General features: G+C 59.5%; 23 protein-coding genes and 1 pseudogene. 7 read left to right on the top strand and 17 right to left on the bottom strand.

What is annotated here, in order from left to right; translation table 11 throughout:
* Positions 1-196 precede the first annotated feature (196 nt).
* The 5 genes from repC to ETW23_RS24475 form a co-directional block, all read right to left on the bottom strand.
* Complete coding sequence (gene repC / locus ETW23_RS26520; RefSeq protein ID WP_254695279.1) at positions 197-766, bottom strand: replication initiation protein RepC; 570 nt, start codon at positions 764-766, stop codon at positions 197-199.
* 77 nt (positions 767-843) lie between these two features.
* On the bottom strand, positions 844-1,251 hold the full coding sequence (locus ETW23_RS26515; protein ID WP_254695278.1) for a helix-turn-helix domain-containing protein: 408 nt from the start codon (positions 1,249-1,251) through the stop codon (positions 844-846).
* A 237-nt stretch (positions 1,252-1,488) separates the two neighbouring features.
* Positions 1,489-2,457: a plasmid partitioning protein RepB gene (gene repB / locus ETW23_RS24485; RefSeq protein ID WP_024099295.1), complete on the bottom strand. Its 969-nt coding sequence runs from the start codon at positions 2,455-2,457 to the stop codon at positions 1,489-1,491.
* Positions 2,457-3,656 carry a plasmid partitioning protein RepA gene (repA, locus tag ETW23_RS24480; protein WP_024099294.1) on the bottom strand — a complete coding sequence of 400 codons (1,200 nt, stop codon included), beginning with the start codon at positions 3,654-3,656 and terminating at the stop codon, positions 2,457-2,459. The genes repB and repA overlap by 1 nt, the downstream gene beginning before the upstream one ends.
* A 341-nt stretch (positions 3,657-3,997) precedes the next feature.
* Entirely contained in the window at positions 3,998-4,906 is a 909-nt protein-coding gene (locus tag ETW23_RS24475) for a recombinase family protein (RefSeq protein WP_134831757.1), read from the bottom strand.
* 226 nt (positions 4,907-5,132) lie between these two features.
* Between ETW23_RS24475 and ETW23_RS24470 the strand changes: the two genes are divergently transcribed.
* A complete protein-coding gene (locus tag ETW23_RS24470) occupies positions 5,133-6,212 on the top strand; it encodes a hypothetical protein (protein ID WP_092465192.1) in 1,080 nt (359 codons plus the stop codon).
* Between the two features lie 280 nt (positions 6,213-6,492).
* Here the strand turns inward: ETW23_RS24470 and ETW23_RS24465 are convergent, their stop codons facing one another.
* Positions 6,493-6,687 carry a hypothetical protein gene (locus ETW23_RS24465; protein WP_123618725.1) on the bottom strand — a complete coding sequence of 65 codons (195 nt, stop codon included), beginning with the start codon at positions 6,685-6,687 and terminating at the stop codon, positions 6,493-6,495.
* Between the two features lie 103 nt (positions 6,688-6,790).
* Here ETW23_RS24465 and ETW23_RS24460 point away from each other — a divergent pair, with 103 nt between their 5' ends.
* On the top strand, positions 6,791-7,453 hold the full coding sequence (locus tag ETW23_RS24460) for a L,D-transpeptidase (RefSeq protein ID WP_092465193.1): 663 nt from the start codon (positions 6,791-6,793) through the stop codon (positions 7,451-7,453).
* Positions 7,454-7,501: 48 nt separating this feature from the next.
* On the opposite strand, the gene ETW23_RS24455 is transcribed toward ETW23_RS24460, so the two are convergent.
* Positions 7,502-7,786, bottom strand: coding sequence for a hypothetical protein (locus tag ETW23_RS24455; RefSeq protein ID WP_092465194.1), 285 nt, complete (start codon positions 7,784-7,786; stop codon positions 7,502-7,504).
* Positions 7,787-7,968: 182 nt separating this feature from the next.
* Here ETW23_RS24455 and ETW23_RS24450 point away from each other — a divergent pair.
* Both ETW23_RS24450 and ETW23_RS24445 read left to right on the top strand, forming a co-directional pair.
* Positions 7,969-10,321 (top strand): annotated as a pseudogene (locus ETW23_RS24450) (heavy metal translocating P-type ATPase).
* Between the two features lie 63 nt (positions 10,322-10,384).
* On the top strand, positions 10,385-10,897 hold the full coding sequence (locus ETW23_RS24445) for a murein L,D-transpeptidase family protein (RefSeq protein WP_009807972.1): 513 nt from the start codon (positions 10,385-10,387) through the stop codon (positions 10,895-10,897).
* Here ETW23_RS24445 and lnt read toward each other — a convergent pair.
* The 10 genes from lnt to ETW23_RS24395 are packed head-to-tail and all read right to left on the bottom strand — an operon-like array spanning position 10,878 to position 18,366.
* A complete protein-coding gene (gene lnt / locus ETW23_RS24440; RefSeq protein ID WP_102856007.1) occupies positions 10,878-12,485 on the bottom strand; it encodes an apolipoprotein N-acyltransferase in 1,608 nt (535 codons plus the stop codon). The genes ETW23_RS24445 and lnt overlap by 20 nt on opposite strands.
* Positions 12,452-12,910 carry a signal peptidase II gene (gene lspA / locus ETW23_RS24435; RefSeq protein WP_134831762.1) on the bottom strand — a complete coding sequence of 153 codons (459 nt, stop codon included), beginning with the start codon at positions 12,908-12,910 and terminating at the stop codon, positions 12,452-12,454. Before lspA ends, lnt begins: the two co-directional genes overlap by 34 nt.
* A gap of 28 nt (positions 12,911-12,938) precedes the next feature.
* The gene (locus ETW23_RS24430) at positions 12,939-13,721 is read right to left on the bottom strand and encodes a ZIP family metal transporter (protein ID WP_027238629.1); all 783 of its coding nucleotides are present in this window, start codon (positions 13,719-13,721) and stop codon (positions 12,939-12,941) included.
* 12 nt (positions 13,722-13,733) lie between these two features.
* A complete protein-coding gene (locus ETW23_RS24425; protein ID WP_009807976.1) occupies positions 13,734-14,189 on the bottom strand; it encodes a DUF411 domain-containing protein in 456 nt (151 codons plus the stop codon).
* Positions 14,190-14,192: 3 nt separating this feature from the next.
* Positions 14,193-15,566 (bottom strand): M23 family metallopeptidase, encoded by a 1,374-nt coding sequence (locus ETW23_RS24420; RefSeq protein WP_009807977.1) that lies wholly within the window; start codon positions 15,564-15,566, stop codon positions 14,193-14,195.
* The gene (locus tag ETW23_RS24415; protein WP_009807978.1) at positions 15,563-16,189 is read right to left on the bottom strand and encodes an SCO family protein; all 627 of its coding nucleotides are present in this window, start codon (positions 16,187-16,189) and stop codon (positions 15,563-15,565) included. The genes ETW23_RS24420 and ETW23_RS24415 overlap by 4 nt, the downstream gene beginning before the upstream one ends.
* A complete protein-coding gene (locus ETW23_RS24410) occupies positions 16,189-16,656 on the bottom strand; it encodes a copper chaperone PCu(A)C (RefSeq protein WP_009807979.1) in 468 nt (155 codons plus the stop codon). The genes ETW23_RS24415 and ETW23_RS24410 overlap by 1 nt, the downstream gene beginning before the upstream one ends.
* Positions 16,657-16,679: 23 nt before the next feature.
* Positions 16,680-17,339 (bottom strand): thioredoxin domain-containing protein, encoded by a 660-nt coding sequence (locus ETW23_RS24405; protein ID WP_009807980.1) that lies wholly within the window; start codon positions 17,337-17,339, stop codon positions 16,680-16,682.
* Entirely contained in the window at positions 17,336-17,758 is a 423-nt protein-coding gene (locus tag ETW23_RS24400) for a disulfide bond formation protein B (protein ID WP_009807981.1), read from the bottom strand. The genes ETW23_RS24405 and ETW23_RS24400 overlap by 4 nt, the downstream gene beginning before the upstream one ends.
* A 5-nt stretch (positions 17,759-17,763) precedes the next feature.
* Positions 17,764-18,366, bottom strand: coding sequence for an SCO family protein (locus ETW23_RS24395; RefSeq protein ID WP_232617642.1), 603 nt, complete (start codon positions 18,364-18,366; stop codon positions 17,764-17,766).
* Positions 18,367-18,538: 172 nt separating this feature from the next.
* Between ETW23_RS24395 and ETW23_RS24390 the strand changes: the two genes are divergently transcribed.
* The 3 genes from ETW23_RS24390 to ETW23_RS24380 all read left to right on the top strand — a co-directional run bounded on the left by ETW23_RS24390 (position 18,539) and on the right by ETW23_RS24380 (position 20,090).
* Positions 18,539-18,967, top strand: a complete 429-nt coding sequence (locus tag ETW23_RS24390) for a helix-turn-helix domain-containing protein (protein WP_039965742.1) — start codon at positions 18,539-18,541, stop codon at positions 18,965-18,967.
* A gap of 1 nt (position 18,968) precedes the next feature.
* Positions 18,969-19,295, top strand: coding sequence for a YnfA family protein (locus ETW23_RS24385; RefSeq protein WP_009807984.1), 327 nt, complete (start codon positions 18,969-18,971; stop codon positions 19,293-19,295).
* Between the two features lie 198 nt (positions 19,296-19,493).
* Positions 19,494-20,090, top strand: a complete 597-nt coding sequence (locus ETW23_RS24380) for a cation transporter (RefSeq protein WP_009807985.1) — start codon at positions 19,494-19,496, stop codon at positions 20,088-20,090.
* Positions 20,091-20,165: the final 75 nt, after the last annotated feature.

Here is a 20,165-nt window from a genome sequence, read left to right as displayed (position 1 = left end):
TGTAATGCCTGGCCGCCGATTTCTTCCATGGGCGGCCAGATTTTCATCAAGGCTTGCTCATGTGTCACTTGTCCACCGCGGTGGACATCTGCTGGTCTGAGATAAACTGAAGAACCACCACGCGCCGCTATGTGCGTTTGGACAGTTTTGGTTGCCACAAGCGCCGATTCTCGTTCGAAGTCCACCGCGGTGGACATTAGACAGTTCGCTCATTGTTTTCGGACAGTCGCTTGATCAAAGCTAATGGATCAAATTGGTTTTGCCTTTGACCCAGGGTGATACTGTGAAAATACGCTGCAAAATCCCTGATGCGTTTTCCAAGCTGTAGCATGATGAAGATCGCGCATGACGCTTTCTGAGCTCCTACAGCATTCTTGGCTTTCTCGAAAGTCTCTGGGTGAATGCCCATCATGGGTGCAAGTGTTCGAGCATGGTTTTCAATGTCCAACCAGTTTCTAAGTCTCTCTGTGGAGAACGATGTCGCCTGATCGCAGACTGAGGTCAGCAAGTCTGGTTTCAGGGCCTCAAGGCCTATGTTGCTATCTAAATCTTTTTTTTCTTCTTCAGACTTAGATTGATGCCGGACAGTTTGTCCGTCATTGGCGGGCAATTCCATAGTTTCAGGCGGGTCATCCGGGGTAGACAAACTCTGGCATTCTGCATCTGTATTGGCGAGCAGAGCGTGGTATTCGGGGAGGCTCAGCTTCCTGCGTAGAGCTTTCCGTGCGTGGTTGATGAATGCGTTGCTAGGATCGTGCTCTTCCAAATGGGCGAGCTTTGTAAGGATCTGTTTGCGGACAAATATCCGATCTCGCCGGTTATTCTCCATCTCTTGCGCGATGGCTATAAGCTCGCTCGCACGTTGGAGCAGGGGGTGAGAGACAATCCATAACTGATGCACTCCCCGCCGGATGAGCGAACGCGGTAGCGCTTTCGGTTCGAGCTGTCATTGCGCTTGATGAATCCGAGTTCAACGAAGCGGTTGATGTGCCTCCGGAGTGTCCGTTCGTCGATTCCGCCAACGCGCTGGCAAAGTGAATCGTTAGACGCAAAAACCGTTTCGCCATGGCCAGGTTTCAGAAAACTGAGCATTGCTTGAAGTGTCTGTATGTGGCCAGGACGTAGACCAAACACGCTGCGTGCATCTCTCAGGGCTCTGAAGATGGTCCAGACGTCGGTTTCAGATGGGGGAAATGAGCCGCGGGTTGCATCAGCACCTGCGGCTTCGATCGAGAGTTTTGTAAATGCCATGGCTTGTTCACGACGACCGTTCGGCCCACAACTTCCCCGTCTCTTTCCTCGAATTTTCGCGGAAAAAGGCAAAAAATATCAGTCCACCGAATCGGTGACTCTTGACCGGTATGCTGGAGGTTGCTACATCAAAGATGCTAATCAGATGATGAGGGCTCTCCAGGGGAAACTTTGGGGGCTCTTTTCTTTCGGGTCTTCGCTTTTCTCCTCTGCTCGTGTTGCTCTGTGTGGCCTGGGTTAGGACCCAGAGCCTCTCTCATTCCGCCACTGTACGAAGAGTTGCAAAAGCGTAGCTTCCGCGTGCTCTTCGAGCCATTGGCCGAATTCTGGATTGTCCTTCTTGGTGACCTTGAGCGCGATCGCCTTCTCATCGATTGTCAGCGTGCCCAATGAACTGCCGTTCTCATCATTGATGACCGAAGTCAGCCCACGATTGGGCGGCTTCTTGTCGCTACGTGCTTTGCTCGAGCAAGCCGAATAGACCGCTTGGAACTTTTCGGAACTAGGAGTGTCGTCGGGCAGGGCGGCGAGCGCCTCTTTGGCGATGTCCACCAAATCTACCTTCACCGACAAGGCAGCTAGATCACCCCACTGCCGTCGTCCGATCCCATGTGCTGGCCCGATGAGTTGAACAAGACCGTCTGGCAGTTGTTCTATGACGACCCTGTGGTTGGATACGCCTTGCCGGGTCAGACCTAGAGCATCTTGAATGACACCGGGTTTGTACCCGGATTCTTGCATCTCTTTGATAAAAAGAGACTTTTCTATAAAAGACGGATCAAGCCTGAGGTTGTTCTCCTGGCCTTGAGCGATCAGAGATGCGTCATCGTCCAAGGTTCGAACAATTGCCTTGACCGTTCCACCGACCTTACGGATCGCCGCAAGCCTGCGGCGGCCGTAGATGATGCGGTATCTGTCCGGTTGGGCTGATGGACGGACCATGATGGGCACTTGTTGGCCATGCTTGCGAATGCTCTCGGCCAACTCATCGATACTGGAATCTTCCAGCACCAACCGATCGCGCAGCCCATCCATGTCAATCTGATCGGGTTCGATATCGCGAATCGAGTTTGCTGTGATCTCGCGCAAAGAGTCGCGCAATCCTCCAACAGATCCCGGCAGCTTTGCCGCTTTTGGCGGGGTAGGGGAGGGGGCTCCGCTCTCCGTCTCATTCCTTGGAGGCTGGTTGAAGATGTTTCGGGCCATCAGCGACGCCCCCATGCCATTTGGATCGTCTGCTCTAGCTCATCGCCAACGCCATTCACGCTGGTCAGGGCGCGATCAATTGTCTTTCTGATGAATTGGCTTGGATCGACTTCGTAGACGGTCTGCTGGGTCATCCCCGCGTCGGAGATCGCCGTAGACTTCAGCATTGGCTCTGTCATGACCTGACCTGCCAGAATTGATCTCAGGTAGCCTGCCATTTGGGTCTGCGGACCGTCCGACGGTTCATATCTGGTAATCAGGAACTTGACAAAATCCCATGTGACACGCCGACCGATGGCTTCCTCCACGGCCTTGACCGTTTCTGAAGCAAGCTTCAGGAATTGGCTCATGGATGCGATGTCAAGCATGCCAGGTACCACGGTAACCAAAAGCCCCGTCGACGCTGCCAGCGCAGTCAGGGTTAGAAACCCAAGCTGAGGCGGGCAGTCGATCAGGACGATGTCGTAGTTTGCCTCAACCTCTTCAAGCGCCAAGGCGAGGCGCTCTGCAAAGATGGGCTGTACGCGACGGGCGAGAGCGTTTGCGGTCTCGGTTTCGTACTCCGAGAGCATCAAACCGGCGGGCACCATGTCGAGCTTATGGAAGTAGGTCTTTTGGATGACGTTCGAGAGAGGAACTTGGTCCTCATATCTCAAAGCATCATAGATTGTGCCGCCATCGGCGAACTCAAGCTCGGGCCGAAAGCCGAAAAACGTGGTCAAACTTGCTTGCGGATCGAGGTCTAGGACCAGCACGCGGTAACCGCGCAAGGCATACCTTTGCGCAAGATGAATCGTTGTAGTAGTCTTTGATGAGCCGCCTTTGAAGTTGACGACGGATATCACCTGGAGACGATCGCCATCACGTCGACCTGGGCGGTAGCTTTCTGCGTTCTTTCCAGTGCGTCCAAGAACATCGCGCAACTCATCAATCTCTTGGGCTGTGTAGAACCGGTGTCCGCGGTTGTCTGTATGCACTTCCGGGAAGCTGCCGTCCTTGTGCCGGTTGCGCAGGTTAGATGTGCTTACGCGCAGGAGGCCGGCGACTTCGGTGGAACTGAAGCGACGTAGGGACTTTCGTTCTTCGGGTTCGAAAGCGATCTTCATCTGGCGATCCAAAGACTCAGCCAGATTGTTGGCAAATGCTCCGATATCGGAAGAGCCTATGCCTTGCGTGTATCCAATGTTACGATCATCCATGTCCTGCCGCCCACTCTCGGCCTCTGTTGAGGCTCTTAGTCATTCTGACGGTGTACAGCGTGTCTGACGCGTTTTGCCGTCAGAATGGGAATGCCACGATCCAGTGAGTCCGGCAAGAAGAATCTAAATGTAGTGTGAAAGTTATCCACAACACCTATAGGTGTTGTCGTGTAAAAAACTCAGCAAGTCATTGATATAGATATATTAAATGCAGATCTAACCAAATCGAGCCGCTACTCTGTTGAGTTGGCATATTAGCAGCTAACCCCAAGCAACTAATGGCACTTTCTGCCTCCTGCGGAGTTTTCTCCCGGTGAAATTTTTTGGATTCGGGTCAGAAGCTACATCTGATTTTGGCTCGATTCGTACGGCATGAGGCCAAGTCGTTCCGCCCGCTCCAACAGCATTTTCACCGAAGACGGCTGCCATCTTGTTCGGCCACGAGGCGTGCGTTCGCGCATCGCTTCCAGCCGGGTGCAGATCGCCTGAAGCGTGATGTCGGGGTCCGCGCCCTTGATGCCGGCGACGATGGCGGGCAGACGGTCGTCGGTTTCGCGGCGCCCGGCGTGGGCTAGCACCTCGGCCGGCAGGAAGCCGTCGCCGACATAGGCCTTCACAGCGCGCAAGAGACGGCTTTGGGTCCAGCGACGCGCCTCGGGCAAGGGGCCGTTGATGATGCGCACCACGTCTTCCCAGGCCAAGTCGGGTCGCAACCGGCGCACATGGGGCACCCAATCTTGTGCCGTCTCGTTCAGACGCTCCATGTAGCCGTCTTGTCGCGCCAGCCGTACTTTGCGAAGAGCAGCAGGGTCTTTGGCCCGCAGTCCAGGGTTCCCGCCGACCCGGCCCTTGGTACGGGCGCTCGCCAGCCCTGCTTTGGTACGTTCCCGGATCAGCGCCCGCTCGAACTCGGCCGCGGCGCCCAGAACCTGCAGCGTGAACTTGCCTTGCGGGGATCCGGTGTCGATCGGGTCCTGAATGGAACGAAAGAACGCCCCCTTGGCCTCCAACCGTTCGATCACCTCGAGAAGGTGCGACAGAGACCGTGCGAGCCGGTCGATCCGTACGACAACCAGCGTGTCGCCCTTGCTAATGCGCTCCAGCAAGCGGGCAAGCACCGGCCGGGCACGATTGCCGCCTGAGGCGTGCTCTTCGAAGATCTCGACGCATCCCGCAGTTTGCAGGGCCTCAGACTGGGGCAGGGGGGTCTGATCCTCTGTGGATACGCGCGCATAGCCTATCAGGGGCATGAAAATCGGCCGTTTGCAATTTCATATACCGTTACTAAACGACCGTTTGTAAACGAATGCAACCGCTCTCTCTGTGGTGCTGCTCATCAAAAACCCCTTGGATTCCATACGCTGAGCGTGATCAGAGAGATCTCGCAGACCACCGCGCGCACGTGCTATATAAGGTGTGTGGGCGCACCCTGACAAAACACTTGGGTAAAATGCAAAAGTGCCGTATTTTGCACATATGAAGCCTCAAGTATCTACACATTATGATAGTTTTGACGATCCTCTAGTGGATTCGGAGGGGCTTGAAGAGACGTCTGAGGACGACCTGTGGTTCCTGCCCGGTCCGATGGAAGTGGAGCCGGATTATCTGCTGCCCGGACCGAGAGCAGAGCTGCGTGAAACCGCAGTCCTCGACGATTGGCGGAAGGCAGAGGCGGTTAATGCCGCGCGTCTCGCCCGTGTGGCTGGTCGGATCGGCGCGTTGGATGACCGGCTGCGCCGTGGCCCGAAAGGCTGGCGGCACAGGCTCGCGCTGATGGAGGCGGCAGACCTCAGCTGGTTTGTGGGTGACCGTATTGGCCCGGATCGGCTGGCGCTCTGGATATCCATGCGCCTGTCCGGCGTGCAGGACAACACTGCAGCGCTCGCGCGTGTCGGATGGGCAGTGCGGCGTCTAACAGGCGGTCCCGGCCCAGAGGTGGACCTGTCCGCCTTCCTCGATCGCCGTGACCCCGAAAACATAGCAGGTGAAGCCGAAACCTTTGCGGATCGCGCGGGCGGTTGGCTTGACCTGATGGCGCAAGCCGTCGACCTGCACCCGATCACACGCGCCTGCATGGGGCTTCACCTCTGGAGCCTTGCGGGCCTCGGGCAACAGGGCGACCGGATGGAAGCGGCGGTTACCGCCGCACGCATTGCCGCCAGCGAAGGCCCGAATTCGAATGGAGGGGCCATCTTTGCGCCTCTGGCTATGCGCGGGGCAGGGGGGCTGCGCGCCAGTGGCCCACCAGCTGAGCGCTTGGAGCGTTGGCTCGAGGGAATGGAAACAGCATGCCTGACCGCGATGCGGCACCTCGACGATATCCAGGCATGGTCAGCGCGGGCGGAAACCATGATGGCCCCGCTCTCTGGCAAGACACCACCAGCATTGCGCGCCGTGCTGGCCGAATGGCCCCTCGTCTCCGCCCCAATGGCCGAGACCCTGACCGGTGCCAGCCGCGCCGCCGTCCAGCGCAACCTCGTCTGGATGGAAGCGCGGGGTTTGATCTGCGAAGTGACCGGGCAGGGCCGGTTCCGGATGTGGCGCACCACGACCTAAGAGATGAGCGTCATCGCTCGGTATCCTGACGGGTGCGTGCCAGTCGGCCAAAGTTCCGGTAGGAGGAGGCAAAGCCCGCCGGAACCTTGGCAATCAAGGTGCTCGAATTTGGAGATACTCCTCGCCAGTGCGCAAGGCCGCTGTGGCCGGCGCTTCCGTGCGGTTGTGCCTTCACCATCTATGATGACTGGTGAAGGCGGCGAGCAAGACGCCCGGTATTTTGGACACTGCGCGGCCCTGTTTGTCGTTGCTGCTTTGCCTGCCCCCGTCACCGTGCAAGTCAAAGTTCACCACACTGCCGTTCGCTGCTCAGGCGAAGCGGGCGATATGGCCTTCCTCCATAGCCAGCTTCGACAGGATCTGACTCTGCAGCAACCGTGGTCTCGGGAACAGGCCGGGTCAGGCTGGGCGGCGCGCCGATCTTTTCGTAGTAGCGGATGGTAAATTGCGGATCACAAGGATCGTGTGTTTTCACGAAAATATGTCCTTGAACCTCTAGCCACTAGAAGTCCTATCTAATCAAAGTGAACAGATACCGTTCTTGCCATAGATTCTGGTGGGAACCGAAAGGGTACGACATGCTGACAAGACGACACTTCATTCAAACAACAACGGCGCTATTCTCCGCGTCTGTTTCCAGCCCCCTGTTGGCCGATACCTGGCCCACCGAGGCACAGAAGGCTGAATGGGACGCGCAAGTCACGCCGCCCGGATTCGATCCGGCCGCGTCAAACCCTTGGGGCCTACACCCGCGCTTTTTGCCCCAACGCGTGATTGCGAAACCCGGGCTCGTGCCAGGAGACATCCATGTCGATGCGGTCGCGCGGTATCTCTATCATATCGAGGAGAGCGGGACCGCAATGCGCTACGGTGTGGCCATTGCCCGGGGCAACCTATACGAGCCTGGGGTCTACACGATCAAACGCAAGGTGAGGTGGCCGCATTGGACACCGACCCAGAACATGATCGAGCGGGATCCGGAAAACGCACGATGGGCCGACGGGATGGAACCCGGCCCCGAAAACGCTTTGGGATCACGAGCCATCTATCTGTACGTCGGAGGCCGCGACACTTATCTTCGAATACACGGCACGCCCTATCCGAGAAGTATCGGCGGTCGAGCCAGTTCGGGTTGCGTGCGGATGGTCATGGCTCACATTAACGAACTTTATCCCAACGTTGAGATCGAATCGACGGCACATTTGTACTCAGCGGAGGACAGTGTCACCGCGCGAAGTTGAGTGTGGTGCGTAGGTCTGAGGCGCGTTGATGCAACGTCTGACGCGTCCTCAAGCTTCGCGTGCCACGCAGATCGGATTACCGTTCGCCGTGCGCAACGGCAGCAGCGTCGTTTCGACCGGCCCGCTGTGTTCGTACCAATAGCAGCCGTCTTCCGGCACGAGGCGCGCGGTTGCAACATCCTGATCCGGAGCAGCCATCGCAACCACGGCTTCGGGAACGTTGCCCGTCTGGTCTGCCGTGTCGTCCGGCCCTGTCGGCTGGATGGCGCATCCTGTCGTGAGCAAAAGCGCCACCGCAACCATCATTTTTTGCTTCAGCATCAAAACCTGCATCGAGTTTCCTTTCTTTTCTGTTTTTCTTCGTATCGGCTTTTTATGCCTCACGCCGTGATTGAGGCTGTCGTCGGACCGTCTAGCAAGAAAACAAACGGAAATACCACCGAACTTTTCTCTTGAAGCTCTAGCTACTGTAGGGGCTATGTCATGACAAAGCACCCGAATCCAGAGGTCCGTTCATGCCGTCCGACACCCACCGCCACGATCACGATCACGCCGAAGACGCCCAGGCAAGCGGCGGCAGTTGCTGTGGTAGCGCCGGAAAGTGCGGCGACATCGCACCGACGACTCCCGCGCCAACCGGCGGGCGCAGTTTTCAGGTGTCTGGCCTCGATTGCGCCGAGGAGGTCGCGATCTTGAATAAGGTAATCGGCCCGCAGATCGGCGGGGCCGAGCATCTCGCGTTCGATGTAATCAACGGGAGGATGACCATTCTCGACAGCGCAAAGAGTGTATCGGACGACGAAGTTGCGGAACTTGTCGCGAGCACCGGCATGACGGCGAAGCCGTGGAATGCCGAGAACGCGTCGGTCGACCAAGCGGCCCATCTTGCACGACAGCGGCTGTTTACGGCTCTCAGCGGCGGCTTCTGGGCGGCGGGTTTTCTCTGGCACATCGTCGAGACCGGTATGGGGGGGCGCTCGGCCTCTTCGCGGGGCACGGCGAAGCGCCGATGCCGCTGGCCGAGGCAGGGCTTTTTGCAGTTGCTATCCTATTCGGCGTTTGGCTTGTGGCACCGAAGGCATGGTCGTCCGCACGTCGGCTGTCGCCCGACATGAACCTGCTGATGGTTGTCGCAGTCGCCGGAGCCATCGGGCTCGGTGAATTCTTCGAGGCAGCGACAGTGGCTTTTTTCTTTTCGCTGTCCCTCTTTCTCGAAAGCTGGAGCGTTGGGCGCGCGCGGAACGCTGTGTCGGCGCTCCTGGATCTTGCGCCACCTACGGCGCGCGTGATCCACGATGACGGAAGCGAGACCGACATGCCGGCGGTGCAAGTCGCCGTAGGCTCAAGCTTTATTGTACGCGGTGGCGACCGTATCCCGCTCGACGGCGAGGTGACGGGTGGCGCGGGCGCGGTCGACCAGGCGCCGATCACCGGCGAAAGTGCCTTGATACCCAAAGAGGCCGGAGACGAGGTCTATGCGGGCACGATCAACGGCGAAGGTACACTAACTGTGCGCGCCACGAAGGTCGCCTCGGATACCGTCTTGGCCAAGATCATCCGCATGGTCGGCGACGCCCATGCCCGCCGCGCGCCGGTGGAACAGTGGGTGGCAAAGTTCGCCCGCATCTACACGCCTATCGTCATGGCTCTCGCCGTCGCAATTGCGCTACTGCCGCCGCTTATCTTCGGCGGAGCCTGGGATTACTGGTTCTACAATGCCCTCGTGCTGCTGGTGATCGCTTGCCCATGCGCTCTGGTCATCTCGACCCCTGTCTCCATCGTCGCAGCGCTCACCGCTTCGGCGCGGGCGGGCGTCCTCATCAAGGGCGGTGCCTATGTAGAGGCGCCGGGCAGGACCACGGCGCTGGCCATGGACAAGACCGGCACAATCACCATGGGTCAGCCGGAAGTGGCGGCGGTGCACCCGCTGGGCGGGCTTCAGCACAAGATCTGATGACCCTCGCCGCAGGGCTGGAGGCACGTTCGTCGCACCCTTTGGCGCGTGCCATTCTCGCGCGGGCGGAGGCCGACGGCGTCAAGGTGTCCGCCGCAGAGGATACCCGCACCATTCCCGGCAGGGGACTTGAAGGACGCACCGACGGACGGTCCATCTGGCTGGGGTCGGACCGGTTTGCCGAGGAGAAGGGTTTCGGCGACGCCATTCCGAAGGATCTGCGGGAGCGGATCGAAGGCGCCGGCAGCACCCTTGTCGCTGTCGGCGATGAATCCGGCGTGACGGGCATTCTTGAACTGCGCGATCGCATCCGCCCTGATGCCAAGGGCATCGTGGCGCAACTTCACGCGCAAGGCGTGAAAACCATCGTTATGCTGACCGGTGACAACGAGCGAACAGCGCGCGCCGTTGCCGCCGAGGTCGGTATCGACGAGGTGCGCGCTGAGCTTCTGCCCGAAGACAAGGTGACAGCCATCGAAGAACTGGTCAAAACTCATGACATGGTTGCCATGATCGGCGACGGGGTGAACGATGCACCCGCAATGGCGCGCGCGCATTATGCCATCGCGATGGGTGCGGTTGGTTCTGACGCGGCAATCGAGACGGCGGACATTGCCCTTATGACCGACGACCTCGGCAAGGTGCCTTGGCTGATCGGTCATTCGCGCCGGACAATGTCGATTATCCATCAGAACATCGGTATTTCCTTGGCGACCAAGGGAGTTTTCGTTGTCGCTACCGCGTTCGGAATGGCATCGATGTGGGGCGCTATTGCAGCCGACGTGGGTGTGTCATTGCTGGTGGTGGCGAACGCCCTGCGCCTGCTCAACAGCCAAGAGGCCAAGGCACCGCCGTCCGGTGGCGAGCAGGTTGGGCCACAGATCGCAAAGGCCGCGCTTGCCCACGGACATTGATCACGCGGCATTTGCAAGGTAACATTATTTCCATATCAGACCTCACGAAAGAGGCATCGAGCAGTGAAAACCATCCGATTTCCCCGCCGCGCCGTCCTGTTGGGTGGCTTAGCGGCCTTTTTGTCGGGCTGTGCCGGCAAGTTCCGCAGCTATGACGGACCCGAAGTGACGCGACTTCGGCTCTACAAGGGACAGCGTTTGCTTGTTCTCGACGGATCCGATCGCGTGCTGCAAACCTATCCGATCGGGCTGGGCTTCGCTCCTCAGGGTCACAAGCAATTCGAGGGAGACGGTCGGACCCCGGAGGGCACCTACATAGTCGATAAGCGCAACCCTGAAAGTACGTATCATCTTTCAGTTGGCATCTCTTATCCAAATGAGGCCGACATCGCCTTTGCCGCAGCGCAGGGCCTTTCCCCCGGCGGCGACATCTTCATCCATGGTGGTCCACGCCCCGGCATCGACCCGACGGACATCCGCGACTGGACAGCTGGCTGCATCGCAGTCACAGATCGGCAGATCGAGGACATCTATGCAATGGTGAAGGACGGAACGCCTATCCACATCTTTGCATGACGGTCTTTCTCATGCGGCGGTAGTTAGCCGTCGCATTGGCCGCCAGAGCCCAGCTCCACGAAGCCAAGATGAGCGCCAGCAACATCCAGTCCCCGAAAAGCGCATATGGCGTAGGCGGCTGCGCTGAGGGAAGATCAGCGTCGATGATGCCCCTTTCCCCTGTATCGAGCCGCGCAATGATCTCTCCGTTCGCGTCGATGACCGCAGAGATGCCCGTATTCGCGGCTCGGATGACAGGAAGGCCTTCCTCTACGGCGCGCATACGTGCGGAAGCCAGATGCTGCTCGGGTCCGATGCTGGTTCCAAACCAGGAATCGTTCGTCGCGTTAAAAATCCAGTCGGGTCGGAACATGTCGTCGACCACATGGCCCGGGAAAATGATCTCATAGCAGATCGCCACGGCGACCAGCGGCATACCCGGAAGCGCAAGGGTGCGCGGACCCGGTCCGGGCGTAAAATCGCCCAGCCCCGCCGTCAGCCGCTCGATCGGCAACCAGCCGCGGAATGGCACGTATTCGCCAAAGGGCACGAGATGGTGTTTCGCGTATCCGGTCAGGATCTCATTGGTATCGTCAAAAGCCTGGACGGTGTTGAAATATCGGGTGCCATCCTCGCTCAGTACACGGTCCGGCACTCCGGTTAGCAGCACGCTGCCGTCCGGTAGCGCAGCGGCAATGCGGGCCCGCGCCTGGGCATCCTCATCGAGGAACCCGGGAAAGGCGGTTTCCGGCCAGAGAAGAACGTCGAAATCGCCGGGCTGGGTTGAAAGCTCGAGATAGAGCGCGAAGGTCGCCTCGCGGTTCTCGGGCGCCCATTTCTCCTCTTGGGGAACGTTGCCCTGAACGATGCGCAGGTCGACATCCGGTGGCTGTGGTGCATCCGACTGGAGGCGAAGCGTGCCGACGGCCCACATCGTCACGATGCCGGCCAGCGGCATTAGCGAGATGATCAATCGTTGTCGCCCGACCGCCATGAGAGCCGCGCCGGGGAGTGCCGCTACGAACACGGTGAGAAAGCTTAGCCCATAACTTCCCACCCAGGCGGCGGGCTGGCGAAGGGCGGCGTAATCGACCAGAGCGTAGCCGGCGAGGTTCCACGGAAAACCTGTCAGAACGTGACCGCGCAACCACTCGGCCGCGGTCCAGGAGGTCGCGAACAGGAGGCAGGCCAGGAGACTGCCCATGGCTCCGCGCCGCGCGATTTCGACGAAGAGCACGGCGGCAATGGCCGGGAAAATCGCGAGACCTGCGGACAATCCCGCGACGGCCGGGGTCGCCAGCGCCCCGAAACGCTCGGGTTCGACGTAGAAACTTTCCGCGATCCACGAAATCCCGAAACCGAACTGGCCGAGACCAAACGCCCAGCCGACGAGAAAAGCACGCCCGAAGGAGAGGTCGCGAAGACCGACAAACAACGCAGAATAGGCAACGGGAACAAGAAGGAGAATCGAGAAAGGCGGGAAGGTTAGAACGGTCAGCGGCCCGGCGGCGAAACCAAGCGTCATCCGCGAGAGCAGACGTTTGCGCAGAGCGAAGCAGTTCAGAATTGCCGGCTTCACGACTTGATCGGACGCCGCGCACTGATCCAGGGTGCGGCGAGCAAGAGCCCCACGCCACTGACGACAAACACATCGGCCATGTTGAAGGCAGGCCAATGCGTTGAGTTGATGTAGAAATCCAGGAAGTCCGTTACAGCCCGATACCGCACACGATCAATGACATTGCCCGAGGCTCCACCGATGATCGCTCCGTAAGCGAGCGTTTCAACCGCATTTTCGGCGCGAAACAGCATAACCCCCAGCCAGCCGCAGATGGCAAGAGCGAGAGCTATGAGGCTCCACCATGGTGCGCCGCCAAGTAATCCGAAAGTGACGCCATCATTGCGATAAAAGACAAGGTTAAAACCTGGAAACACGGCGATTCCAGTGCTTAAAGAGGCCGCATTCGCCACAACAATGGCTTTTGTGATCTGATCGATTACGACAGCGGCAAGCGCCGCAAAAATGCCGATCACCGGAGATAGTTTATGCACTGGCATTGCGTCACCCCAACCAAACATCGAGAAAAAGCATCAAAACGAGCCCGACGGCCAAGCCGAGCGTTGCCTTGTTCTGATGGCCGCTGCGATGGGTTTCGGGGATGATTTCGTGGCTGATGACATAAAGCATGGCGCCTGCGGCAAAGGCCAAGCCCCATGGCAGCAGCGGTTCCGACAGTGTGATGATGCCGGCCCCGAGCAAACCGCCAATCGGCTCGACCATTCCCGTTAGCGCGGCGATGCCCCAGGCGCGCAGCTTCGGATATCCTTCGCCCAACAGGGATACCGCAACGGCCAGCCCTTCAGGCGCATTCTGAAGCCCGATGCCGATGGCGAGTGGCAGACCGCCTTCCATACCTCCGGAACCGAAGCCAACTCCGACCGCGAGGCCTTCCGGGAAGTTGTGGATCGTGATTGCGATGATGAACAGCCAGACCCGCCGTAAGGACGCCGCTTCGGGCCCTTCGCGTCCCGTTCTGAAATGCTCGTGCGGCAGCCTTTCATTCATCAATGCAACGGCCCCCATGCCCAAAAGGATCGAGACGCAAACGATGGCCGCAGGCATCGCGCCGTTCTCGAACATCGGCTCCGCCGCATCCAACGCCGGGATGATCAGAGAAAAGAACGAGGCTGAGAGCATGACGCCGGCAGCGAAGCCGAGCGACAGATCGCGCGTCGCCCGCGACGGGATGCGCCCGAACAGCACGGGAATTGCTCCGACTGCCGTGAGCGATCCGGCGGCAAGGCTTCCGAGAAAGCCGAGCATTATCGGAGACAGGTTTTCCATAAGCGGGCCAGATTATCCTTCGGCGTAGCTTGAAAAGACTTCGGTCGACCCGTCCTCGCGGATGAGGAAGACATCATAAGCTTCACGGTTTTCTTCCGGCCCCATGCCGGGCGAGCCATAGGGCATTCCCGGAACGGCGAGGCCGACGGCGTCCGGGCGTTCCTCAAGAAGGCGGCGGATATCAGCGGCCGGGACATGGCCTTCAATCACGTAGCCCTCTATGAGCGCGGTATGGCAGGAGACCATGCGCTGCGGCACGCCGTTGTCGAGCTTGAAACGAACCAGCGACCCGCCAAACATGTTCTCGCCCGTCGGCGCGAATCCGTTTTCCTCGAGATGGTTCATCCAGGACAGGCAGCAGCCGCATCCGTTGGTCTTGCGGACGTCTATCGCTGTTGCCTCTGCGAGGGCCTGGGCCGCCGGGAACAGGGCGAGCGCGATGGTCAGAGCTTGGGTCATGCGTTTCATGGGTCAGAGCCTTTCGGTTGTCGTCTGGGCAATTTCGCTGTCAAGGTTTTCAGTCAGAAGCGCGCGCGCCTCGGTCAGACGCAACAGCGCGGCGGTATCATCCACCTCGTTCTCTGCGGCTTCGGCGAGCCTGTCGTCAGAGAGAGGGTCAGTCGGACGCCCATCTACGAGGACTTCGTAGTGCAGGTTGGGACCTGTCGCTGTGCCGGTTGCGCCAACGCGGCCGATCACATCTCCCGCCGCCACGCGTTGGCCCTGTGTTAGGCCCTCCGACACGGCGCTGAGATGCGCGTAGCGCGTCATGGTCTCGGAGCCATGGGAGATTTCGACCACGCGTCCATAACCGCCTCGCCAGCCGATGAAGCTGACCCGGCCCGGTGCCGTCGTCCGTACCGGCGTCCCGCTTGCCGCGGCAAAATCGACGCCGGTGTGCATCCGGACGTTTCCGTAGACAGGATGTGTGCGGCGCCCGAACACCGAGCTGAGGCGCGCGCCCTCGACTGGCTGTGCAAAGACGCGAAGCACCTCGCCATCGACGTAGATCGTCGCCTGACCGCTGCCGTCGTCCGGCCAAACGATCTCGTAAAGCGAATCGCCGATTTCCAGTGCGGCGAAGGCGAGGTCCGGCTGTCCGATCTTGTCATCGCCGACGCGCGTCTCGCGCCAGAGAAGCCTTAGTGTCTCGCCTCCAGCCATCTCACGGCGGAAATCCACGGTTCCACCCAGCATTTGCGCAAGGTCCACGGCAAATCGGGCGGGGATGCCGGCATTGTCGAGTGCCGCGAAGATCGAGGTGTCGATCACGGCCTCCCCAGCAAGGGTTACGATCTCCGGATCCGGCGCCACGACCTGCGTGGACACCTGCTCGCCAAAAAGCACCTCGATCCGCACCCCGTCCTCGACGGCGAGCGAGACGGTGCGGGGGCTGCCATCCATAGTCGAAACAACAGTGACCGAATTCCCCGGCCGCAACCGTCGCAGATCGTATTCCGCGCCAAGTGCAAGGGCGACTTCCGCCCTGTCGGCTCCCGCAAGACCGGCTTCGGAAAGCAAGGAGTCGAGCGTTTCACCAGAAGAGATGTCGCGAGACCAAGTCAACAGGGGCGGTTCGATGGCCTGCATCGGCCTGTCAACAACAGCGGCCTGCAGCAGGGGCAAGGGGCCGAAGCCGGGTGTATCTTCCACCCACGCCGTAGCTGGCAGCGACAACGGAATATCCAGGCTCCGGGGAGCTTCAGGACGCTGGGGCATCCAGCTACCTGCCTGGGCAAGTTCTGGCGGCACGGGTTCTTTCGACAGAACATCGAAGAATGCGATAGCCGCCCCCGAAACGGTCCCCGCAAGCGCGACACCTGCCGCAAAAGTTCTGAGCCTCATGTCGCTCCCTCCGTTTCTTCTTCCAACGCGCGGCGGATCTTCGGTACCGCGAATTCCCTCGGTTCATGATAGTCAATCATGGTGACGAACCGTCCAGCGGCACCGAACAGGAAGACGCTGGCCGTGTGGTTCATCGTGTAGTCGCCGCCTTCCGTGGGCACCCGCTCGTAGGCAGCGCGGAAGCCGTCCGCGATGCGCGCAATCTGCCCCTCCGGTCCCGTCCAGCCGCGGATCGCTGGGTGGAAATAACTGACATATTCTGCCATCGCCTCGACGGTATCGCGCTCGGGATCGACCGTGATGAAAACCACGTTCAACTGTTTGGCTTCGTCTCCTAAATCGTCGAGCCAACCTGAAATGTCCGAGAGCGTGGTCGGGCAGACATCGGGGCAGTAAGTGAAACCGAAGAACGCCATCGTCGGTCGCCCGATCAGGGTTTCCGGCCCGACCTCGTTGCCTTCATGGTCAGTCAGGCGGAAATCCATCTCGGTCAGAGCCATAGGCCGCTGCTCGATAGGTTCGGGCGCACCGGGTCCGTCGACCCGCCACCAACCGACGAAGAGCGTCAAGGCAATTGCACCGGCACCGGCCGCGCCGTATCCTGCGATCGTCCTTCGTCGCATTAGTCTTCCGGTCCGCGTGCGGCGATGCCAAGGATCGGCACCTCGACTGTCACCTCGCCCCCGTCGACAAAAAGTAGGGTCAGCGGAAAGGTTTCCCCTTCCGTCATGGGTTGTTGTAGCCGCATCAACATCGCGTGGAGGCCGCCCGGCTCAAGCGCGACGCTCTCGCCCGGGGCGATCGCGATCTCACCTGCCGCGCTCATGGAACTCACACCTTCGGCATTGGTCTTCGTCTCGTGGATCTCGGGCATCATCGCGAGGGGTGTTGAAAGACCAATCAGCGTCACCGGCTCGTCGCCAGTGTTGCGGATCGTCATGTAGGCGGCCCCGGGGCGGTTCATCCCTATGGAGGCGCGGGACCAGGCGCTTTCGACGACGACATCCACGGGTCCGGCCAGTGCGGGTACTGAGAGCCCTCCAAAGGTCAAGAGCGCGGCCAGTGTGCCCGTCATAATAATCTTTTTCATCGTTTTGGTCCTGCCTTTTCCATTCAGCTTTGCACGGCAGCAACTTCCGCGGCCACTAATCGACGCAGTTCTGCCTCCCCGAATGGATCGAGCGACTTGCCGTTTACAAAGAAAGTAGGAGTCTGGCGAACTCCCACGGTTTCGACGTCCGCACGATCCTGATTCAGGATCGCAACGACATCCGGTGCCAGCATTTGCGTGCGCGCGGCCTCTGCATCGAGTCCGGCAGTGGCGGCGATCTGGAGGATCAGACCGGGCTCAGGCGCGCCGTGCGACGCCCATCTCGGCTGATCCCGCAGAACGGCTTCGAGCACCGGCTCGTAAACGCCTTGCATGCGTGCTGCCTCGAGCACGCGGATCGCTTCCTCGGATGCCTCGCCATGAAACGCGGTGTAGCGGATAACGACGCGGACGGCATCTCCATGCTGTGCCATGATGTCCTTCACGATCGGATGGAAGGCGCGGCAAGCCTCGCAGGCCGGGTCAAAGAATTCGACAATCGTGACGGGCGCGTCGGCAGGTCCGAGGATGGGCGAGTAAGAGCGGATCATCGCGTCCGCGAGTTCCGGCGCAACGGTTTTTGCTTCGGCCGCGGGGCCGGGGCGAGTCGCGTACCAAGTGGCTCCGCCGAAACCGGCAACGCCGAGGGCGAGAACGGACAGGATTAAGCCGCGTCGATTCATGTTTGTGTTTCCTTCAATGAAAGTGCCGACAGGAACCCGATCAGTGCGAAGGCGACCAGCGCCATCAGCGGGATCGGAATGCCGAAGACCAATTGGTTATCATCGGTGCAAGAGGGGCCGGTGGCCGTGCAGGGCTGGATGCGTTCGGGGATCAGGCCCGCGTAGAGGCCCATGTGCCACAGGGCGACCACGCCACCACCAAGCGCCAGAGCGATGCCATAGCGCCCGACGCTGCCGTCTCGCCACCAAAGGCCGAGGCCGAGAATGATCGCGAGCGGGAACATGAAGGCGCGCTGGAACCAGCACAGCACGCAGGGTGTCTGCCCCATCACTTCGCCGATGAAAAGTACAGCAAGCGAGGCGACGAGGGCAACGATCCATGCCAGCCCGAGGGCGGTTTCTGCGGGTACGCGGTTCATGTCGGTCAGATCCTCTCTTCCAGATCGGCGAGAATCTCTTCAGCGGACGTGCCATAGGGCCATGAGTCTGCAAAGCCTGCCTCGGGGTCGAATAGAAACAGATGTGACGTGTGGCCCATTGTGTAGCCATCCGGAGCTGTAGCCTCTTCGATGCGTTCAAAGAAGATCGGAAACGTTTCGGATGTAGCGGCGATCTGTTCGGGCGTACCTGTCAGCCCGATGATGTTCGCATCGAACAGCGGAACGAATTCGGCGAGTGCCATGGGCGTGTCCCGTTCGGGGTCGATGGTTATGAAAATCGGCTGGACCCTCGCGGCATTGTCGCCCAGACCGTCCATCACCGCCGCGACCTCAGACAGTGTCGTCGGGCAGACATCGGGGCAGTTGCTGAAGCCGAAAAATACCAACATCCAACGCCCCGAAAAGTCTTCTTCCGTGCGAACCACACCTTGGTGGTCCGTCAATTCGAATGCAGCGACAAACGCTGGATCGTTGTCGGTTCGGGCGCGGTCAGCGCGATAGTCCGACCAGAGCAAAAGCCATACGAAGGCAAGCGACGCGACGCCTGCCAAAACCCAAAGAAATTTCTGTGCCGATGTAAGGGACAAACCTGCGCGCCTGATTTTGGTTCTTGATTATTGTCGCGTTTACATCCTCTAGCTACTAGAGGTTCAAGCGCGAAATCACGTTGTGGCTTAAACTCACGCGTCTGTGAATCCGGCACTTGTCTATTGGGGCGGCAAAACCTACAAAGACTGTAACTTTTTCATGGAGGCGAAGATGCTCACGATCGGCACTCTGTCAAAGAAGACCGGCACAAAGGTGCAGACCATTCGGTACTACGAGCAGATCGGGCTCATGCCCGAACCTGGCCGGACTGAAGGCGGACAGAGGCGCTATGACAACGCACAGCTCGACCGACTGTCCTTCATCCGCCATTCGCGACAACTCGGCTTCTCGCTTGATGCGATCCGCGAGCTGCTCGACCTCAGCGACCAGCCCAATCGGCCCTGCGAAGAAGCCGACGCGATTGCGCGTCGCCAGCTAAAGCAGGTGGAGCAGCGCATGGCCCGTCTGAAGGCGCTGCGCACCGAACTGAAACGCATGGTTCACGAATGCAGCGGTGGACGTACTGCCGATTGCAAGGTGCTTGAGGTGTTGCGGGATCATTCCGAATGTTTGACCGAACATGACGAGATCGGCGCCTGAGATGCCTGCCGCGCTTGCATACCCGCTTGCGGCCTTGGCCGAGATCGCCGGGTGTTTCGCGATCTGGAGCTGGTGGCGCCTCGGCGCATCCGCGGCTTGGCTCGTACCCGGTATTGTAGCCTTGGTGGTATTCGGGTGGCTTCTGGCGCAAGTCGAAACGGTTGCTGCGGGCCGCGCCTTTGCCGCCTATGGCGGAGTCTACATTGCGGCTTCGGTACTGTGGATGTGGCTTGCAGAGGGTCACAGACCGGACAGGTGGGATGCGCTTGGCACAGCCGTTTGCTTGCTCGGCGCAGCTATAATACTGGCCGCGCCACGAACCAATTGAACTTTATGGTTTGAACTTGAAACCGTCTCAAATCGCGATCTCATCGCCCCATAAAAAGGGCTATGCTCTGCATTGGTTGGGGCGCCTGCCTGAAAGCTCCCGACGGTCGTACGTGGAACTGACCATCAATAATCAATCCGGAACCCTGATCTGCCAGAGAGGTTGAAAGATCATAGTTCACAAATTGGAATGGGAAGTATGGCGGCAGAAAAACGAGCAGAAAGACGCACACTTTGGATCGTTCTCGGTCTCAATATCAGTCTTGCTGCGGCCTTTTTCGCAACTGGGACCTTCGGGGATTCCAGTGCCCTGATCGCCAACGGGCTCGACAACCTTTCAGACAGCTTGGTCTACGCAATCAGTCTGTTTGCATTGTCGCGGTCTGCGAAATGGAAACGTGGCGCGGCGAATGTCTCGGGCGGCCTGCTGATCGTGTTCGCCATCGGGATCCTTTATGATGCTTGGCGCCGCTATGTCGGTGGGTCGGATCCCCTTGGCACCGTTATGATCGTCATGGCGCTGATCGCGGCGGCCATCAACTCAGTTTGTGTCTGGTTGCTCGCTCGGCTCAAAGATCCGGACGTCAACATCCGCGCGGCCAATACTTTCAGCTGGAACGACTTTGCGGCAAACCTCGGAATCGTAGTCGCAGGTGGCCTCGTTGCCTGGCTGGGAACGAACTGGCCCGACCTAGTCGTCGGTGTGATTATCGCCGGGATCGCGGCCTGGGGCGGTGTCAATATCCTACGCGACGCACACGGTGAACACCACAAAGCAGTTCACACGGACAAGTAGTTGCGAGAGATCGTTTCTAAAAGAAGGGGTTGAAGCTACAGTAACTATAGAGACTAGTCTGTTCCAAGACGATTC

Origin of the sequence: Leisingera sp. NJS201 (genome assembly GCF_004535885.1) — a bacterium.
Lineage (GTDB): Bacteria > Pseudomonadota > Alphaproteobacteria > Rhodobacterales > Rhodobacteraceae > Leisingera.
The sequence above is the reverse complement of the archived record's forward strand: the minus strand, read 5'-3'. Positions and strand labels throughout refer to the sequence as shown.

Excerpts from the sequence above, each read along its gene's own strand:
- ETW23_RS24420 (WP_009807977.1), bottom strand. The coding sequence starts at position 15,566 with ATGAGGCTCAGAACTTTTGCGGCAGGTGTCGCGCTTGCGGGGACCGTT.
- ETW23_RS24385 (WP_009807984.1), top strand. The coding sequence starts at position 18,969 with ATGCCTGCCGCGCTTGCATACCCGCTTGCGGCCTTGGCCGAGATCGCC.
- ETW23_RS24380 (WP_009807985.1), top strand. The coding sequence starts at position 19,494 with ATGGCGGCAGAAAAACGAGCAGAAAGACGCACACTTTGGATCGTTCTC.
- repB (WP_024099295.1), bottom strand. The coding sequence starts at position 2,457 with ATGGCCCGAAACATCTTCAACCAGCCTCCAAGGAATGAGACGGAGAGC.
- ETW23_RS24410 (WP_009807979.1), bottom strand. The coding sequence starts at position 16,656 with ATGAAAAAGATTATTATGACGGGCACACTGGCCGCGCTCTTGACCTTT.
- ETW23_RS24400 (WP_009807981.1), bottom strand. The coding sequence starts at position 17,758 with ATGAACCGCGTACCCGCAGAAACCGCCCTCGGGCTGGCATGGATCGTT.
- ETW23_RS26515 (WP_254695278.1), bottom strand. The coding sequence starts at position 1,251 with ATGGCATTTACAAAACTCTCGATCGAAGCCGCAGGTGCTGATGCAACC.
- ETW23_RS24405 (WP_009807980.1), bottom strand. The coding sequence starts at position 17,339 with ATGAATCGACGCGGCTTAATCCTGTCCGTTCTCGCCCTCGGCGTTGCC.
- ETW23_RS24475 (WP_134831757.1), bottom strand. The coding sequence starts at position 4,906 with ATGCCCCTGATAGGCTATGCGCGCGTATCCACAGAGGATCAGACCCCC.
- ETW23_RS24390 (WP_039965742.1), top strand. The coding sequence starts at position 18,539 with ATGCTCACGATCGGCACTCTGTCAAAGAAGACCGGCACAAAGGTGCAG.
- ETW23_RS24460 (WP_092465193.1), top strand. The coding sequence starts at position 6,791 with ATGCTGACAAGACGACACTTCATTCAAACAACAACGGCGCTATTCTCC.
- ETW23_RS24470 (WP_092465192.1), top strand. The coding sequence starts at position 5,133 with ATGAAGCCTCAAGTATCTACACATTATGATAGTTTTGACGATCCTCTA.
- ETW23_RS24425 (WP_009807976.1), bottom strand. The coding sequence starts at position 14,189 with ATGAAACGCATGACCCAAGCTCTGACCATCGCGCTCGCCCTGTTCCCG.
- ETW23_RS24415 (WP_009807978.1), bottom strand. The coding sequence starts at position 16,189 with ATGCGACGAAGGACGATCGCAGGATACGGCGCGGCCGGTGCCGGTGCA.
- ETW23_RS24455 (WP_092465194.1), bottom strand. The coding sequence starts at position 7,786 with ATGCAGGTTTTGATGCTGAAGCAAAAAATGATGGTTGCGGTGGCGCTT.
- ETW23_RS24430 (WP_027238629.1), bottom strand. The coding sequence starts at position 13,721 with ATGGAAAACCTGTCTCCGATAATGCTCGGCTTTCTCGGAAGCCTTGCC.
- repA (WP_024099294.1), bottom strand. The coding sequence starts at position 3,656 with ATGGATGATCGTAACATTGGATACACGCAAGGCATAGGCTCTTCCGAT.